The sequence below is a fragment of the Enterobacter vonholyi genome, from assembly GCF_008364555.1.
GTDB classification, from domain to species: domain Bacteria; phylum Pseudomonadota; class Gammaproteobacteria; order Enterobacterales; family Enterobacteriaceae; genus Enterobacter; species Enterobacter vonholyi.
In genome coordinates this window covers 2,957-7,393 of record NZ_VTUC01000022.1, presented here as the reverse complement: position 1 = coordinate 7,393, position 4,437 = coordinate 2,957, and the positions used below count along the sequence as shown (strand labels likewise).

Annotated in this window: 1 pseudogene; it reads right to left on the bottom strand. The window is 69.0% G+C overall.

Going from position 1 to position 4,437, the window contains the following annotated elements:
* Nucleotides 1–4,437, bottom strand: a pseudogene (cdiA, locus tag F0319_RS18775) (contact-dependent inhibition toxin CdiA); the annotation flags it as partial.

The following is a 4,437-nucleotide window of genomic DNA, read 5'->3' as shown; positions in this document are numbered from 1 at the left end:
CAGCTGCAGCGTTAAGTCCCCCAGGGACACCAGCTGGCCGGTCAGGTCCAGCCCACGGCTCTGCAGCCACAGGTTGCCGCCGCTCAGCAGCCTGCCGCCCGCGCTCTGGGTCACCTGGTCGGCATTAATGTTCAGCTGCGCGTTGCCGAGCAGCGTGCCGCTGTTGTTCAGCTGGCCGTAGTTAACCGTCAGCTGCCCCGCCTGGGTGGTGCCCTGGCTGGCGAAACTGGTGCCGGTCAGCGTGGCCCGGTCGGCCACCCACGTGCCGCCGTTGGTGGCGTTTGCCGCATTGAGTATCAGGTCGGTGGCCTGCAGCCAGCCGGTGCCGGTGAACTGCGGCGTGCCGAGCGTCAGGCGCGCGCCGGAGAGCAGCCTGCCGTCGTTACGCGCCTGCGCGGAGGCTGTCACCCGCGTCTCGCCGCCGCCCTGGATCAGGCCGTAGTTAAACAGCGCGGGCGTGGTCAGCGTCAGCGCATCGCGGCTGACGATTTCGCCTCCGCTGCTGTTGGTAAGCGTCCCGCTGAGGGCCAGCGTCGCGCCGTTATCGCCCTGCAGACGTCCGCCGTTAGTGAGCGCCCCGGTGGTGATGCCGAGCGTGCCCCCCTGCATTTTGCCGTCGCTGGTGACGGAGGCCGCCGTGACGTTCAGCGCCCCGCCGGAGAGCAGGGTGCCGGTCGACTGCTGGCTGACCGCGCCGGTCTGGCTGAGGGTCAGGCCATTCACGCCGCTGATGGCGCCGCTGTTGCTGAGCGTGCCGCCCGTCAGCGTCAGGTTTTTCGCCGCCCACTGCCCCTGGTTCGCCAGCGTCGCGGCCTGCAGCGTCGCCGCACCCAGCGCGGTAATCTTACTGCCCGCGGTTCCGGTGAGCGTGTCGGCCAGCGTCATCTGCAGCCCGTCGGCGCTCTGCACCGTGCCGCTGTTGGTGAGCGACTGCGCGTTAAGCAGGATGTTCTGCGCCTGCCAGCTCCCGGCGTTGGTCACCGCGCCGGACGCCATGGTCAGGGTGCCCTGAGTGAGAAGCCTGCCGCCTGCGCCGTTAATCAGCGCCTGCTGCGGCGCGGCCATCGCCATGCGCGCCATCAGCCGCTGCTCCCCCTGAACGGTCAGGCTCTGCAGGCCGGTCAGCGTGCCCTGGTTGTTAATGCTGTTCTGATGCAGCGCGAGGGTGTTCCCCTGCACGGTGCCGCTGTTTTTAAGGGTGCTGCCGCCGAGCGTCACGTCCCCCTCGCTGAGGAGCTGCCCGCGGTTGTCCAGCGTCTGCGCGGTGATATCCGCCCGCCCCTGGCTCATCAGCGAGCCGGCTGAGGTCAGCGTGCCGCCGGTCGTGGCCGTCAGCGCTCCCTGGCTGAGCAGGGACCCGCCGTGCGTCCAGTCGCCGGTGGCGCGGATGTCCGCGCCGTTCCCCTGCAGCGTGCCCTGGGTGGTCAGCTGGCCTGCATCCAGCGTCAGCATGCCGCCGGAGAGGGTGCGCGAGGTCGCGCCCGTGGTCAGCGCGGTGCCGGTGAGCGCCAGGCCGTTCGTTCCCTGCATCAGCCCGCCGTTGTTCATATCGCGGGCGGTGAGGGAGAGCGTACCGCCCGTGATGCGCCCCGGGTTCGCCAGGGTGTCCGCGGTGAAGGCGGTGGTGCCGCCACTCTGCAGCAGCCCGGTATTGGTTAACGCCCCTCCGAGCGTGCCGCTGAGTCCCGTCTGCCCGTTCACCGTGCCGCTGTTGGTGAGGGTGGTGCCGGTCATGCCCAGCGTCGCGCCCTGCAGCGTACCGGCGTTCGTCAGCTCTCCGCCCGTCAGCGTGAAGCCGCCGCCGGAGAGCCATTTGCCGTTCTGCTCGTTGATAAAGCGGTCAGCGGCGGCGTTAACCGCGCTGCTGCCCTGCATCAGGCCACTGTTGCGCAGCTCCGTCGCGCCAGCTGTCAGCGTTTTGCCCGCCACCGTGCCGCTGCTGGTCAACGTCGTCGCGTGAAGCGCGGCATCTCCGGTGGCAACGATGTTCCCCGTGCTGGTCAGGGCACTGCTCAGGCCCAAATCCAGGTCCTGCGCCTGAATATCGCCCCGGTTGGTCAGGTCGCTGCCCCGCAGGGTAAACCCGCCGTTCACCAGCAGCAGGCCGGCGTTATCGAGCGTGTCGAGGGACAGGTCCAGCGAACTGCCGCTAATCAGCTGCCCGGTGGCGCCGTTGCTCAGCGCGCGGGTGGTCAGCGCCAGCGTGTCGTTGCCCTGAAGAATCCCGGTGTTGTTCAGCTGCGCAGCCTTCACCGTCAGCGCCTTCCCGGCCAGCTGGCCGTCGTTGAACAGCTGCGCCGCCGTCAGCGTGAACAGGTTCTGGCTGAGCAGGGCGCCCGTGTTATCCAGCCTGCCGGTCGTGGAAAGGGTCAGGGCGTCCAGCGTCTGAACGCTGCCCTGGTTATTCAGGCTCCCGGCGTCAAGCGTCGCGCTGCGCCCCTGCAGGCTGCCCGCGTTGCTCAGCGTTTGTCCGCTGAGCGTCAGGGTCTCGCCGCCCGTCACCTGGCCCTGAGGCTGGTTCGTGAAGGTGTTGCCGGACCAGGCCAGCGTGCTGCTGCCCTGAAGCAGGCCGCTGTTCTGCAGGTCACCCCGCAGGGTCAGCACTTTCGCCAGCAGCTGGCCCCGGTTATCGGTCCTGCCCGCCTGGACGTCCAGCGCCTGCTGGCTGAGCACCTTGCCGCTGTTGGTCAGCGTGCCGGTCACCGCCGCCGTCACGCCCGCTTCCCCCAGCGCGTTGCCGGTATTTATCCACTCGCCGGTGGCCAGGTTCAGGGTGTTGCCCTGCAGCAGCCCGGCGTTGGTCAGGGTGGTGTGGTGCAGGCCGAGCGCGCCGCCGGAAAGCAGCATGCCCGCCTGCAGGTTGCTGAGCTGTGTCCCGGTCGCCGTGAGGGAGTGTGTCCCCTGCAGCGTGCCGCCGTTGGTCACCGACGCGCTGTTAAACTGCGCGTCGGTACCGGCCATCAGGCCGCCGTTCGTCAGGCTGGCGGCGGTCAGCGTCAGGCCGTTCCGGGCAATCACCCGCCCGTCGGCATCGTTGCTGGCCTGGCGGGTCAGGCTCAGCAGCAGCGCGGTGGCGCTGAGCTCGCCGCTGTTGGCCAGCGTTTCACCGTTAAGCGTCAGCGTTCCGCCGCTGCGCAGCGCGCCCCGGTTAATGAGGTCTGCCACGCCGAGCGTCAGGGCCGAGTCCCCCCCGACGGTGCCCTGGTTCTGCAGGCTGTCCGCCGTGATGTGCAGGTCGCCGGCCGCAATATTGCCCGCGTTAGTAAATGCAGTGCCGTTCAGGGTGAGCCGGTCGTCCGCCAGCAGGCGCCCGCTGTTGGTCAGGCTGAGGTAGTCGCTGCTCAGGCTGACGCCGTTGATTTCACCCTGGTTTGTCAGCGTGTCGCCTTTAATGCGCAGCGTGCCGTCGGTGGTGATAAGCCCGCTGTTGGCCAGCGCCGGAACGTTCAGCGTTAAATCCTGCGCGCTGTAGACAGACCCGCCGGCAAGGTTCGTGAGTGACCCGGTCTTCAGGCCGAGCAGGGTGGTTCCCTGCAGCAGCCCGCCGTTCTCCACCGAGGCACCGTCCAGCGCCAGCGTACCGGCAACCAGCGTACCGCTGCTGGTGATGCGCCCGGGGGCCGTCAGGGTCATGCTGTCCGCTTTTGCGACGCCGGACTGGAGGATGTTCTGTCCACTGAGCGCGATGGCGCTGGCGGTGAGCTCGCCGCCGCTGGTCAGGTCGCCGGTCGCGTTAAAACTCAGCGCGTTACCGGTGGATTTCCCGGCGTGCGCAAGGGTGCCCGCCGTCACCGACAGAGCCCCTTTCGCCGCCTGCGTGCCGTTCAGCGCGGCATTCTTCGCCTGCAGGGTAAGCCCCTGCCCGCTCTGCAGGTGCGCATCCTGGCCGGTGGTCAGGTCGCCGGTGCTGACGGTTAATGCCCCCGCCGCGTCCGTCTGCCCGTTCAGGCTGGCGCTGCGGGTCGCGGTAATCTGTACGTTACCCTGGCTGGTGGTGCGGGACGCCTGACCGCTGGTCAGGGTGCCGGCCTGCGCCGTCAGCGCCGTCGCGCCGGACAGGGTGCCGTTCTGCTCAAGCGCGTCTGCCGTCACGCGCATCGCGCCGTCAGCCAGCAGGCTGCCGCTGTTACGCAGGGCCTGCTGCGCCGTGACGTTCGCGTTGCCTTTCGCGCTGAGCGTGCCCCGCTGCTCCAGGGTACCGGCGCTCAGCGCCAGGTTGCCGGCGCTCTGCAGGGTACCGCTGTTAGTGACCGTCTGCCCCTTCAGGGTGACGTCGTTACCCTGCGCCGTGCCGCCGTTCGTCAGCTCTCCCGCGTTCACGTCAAGGCGGCCTTTCGCCGCCAGCTGGCCGCTGCTGGACACCCTGTCGCCGGAGAGCGCAATGTCGCGCCCCGCATTCACCTGCCCCTGGTTACTGACGGCGCTGCCCGTCAGGCG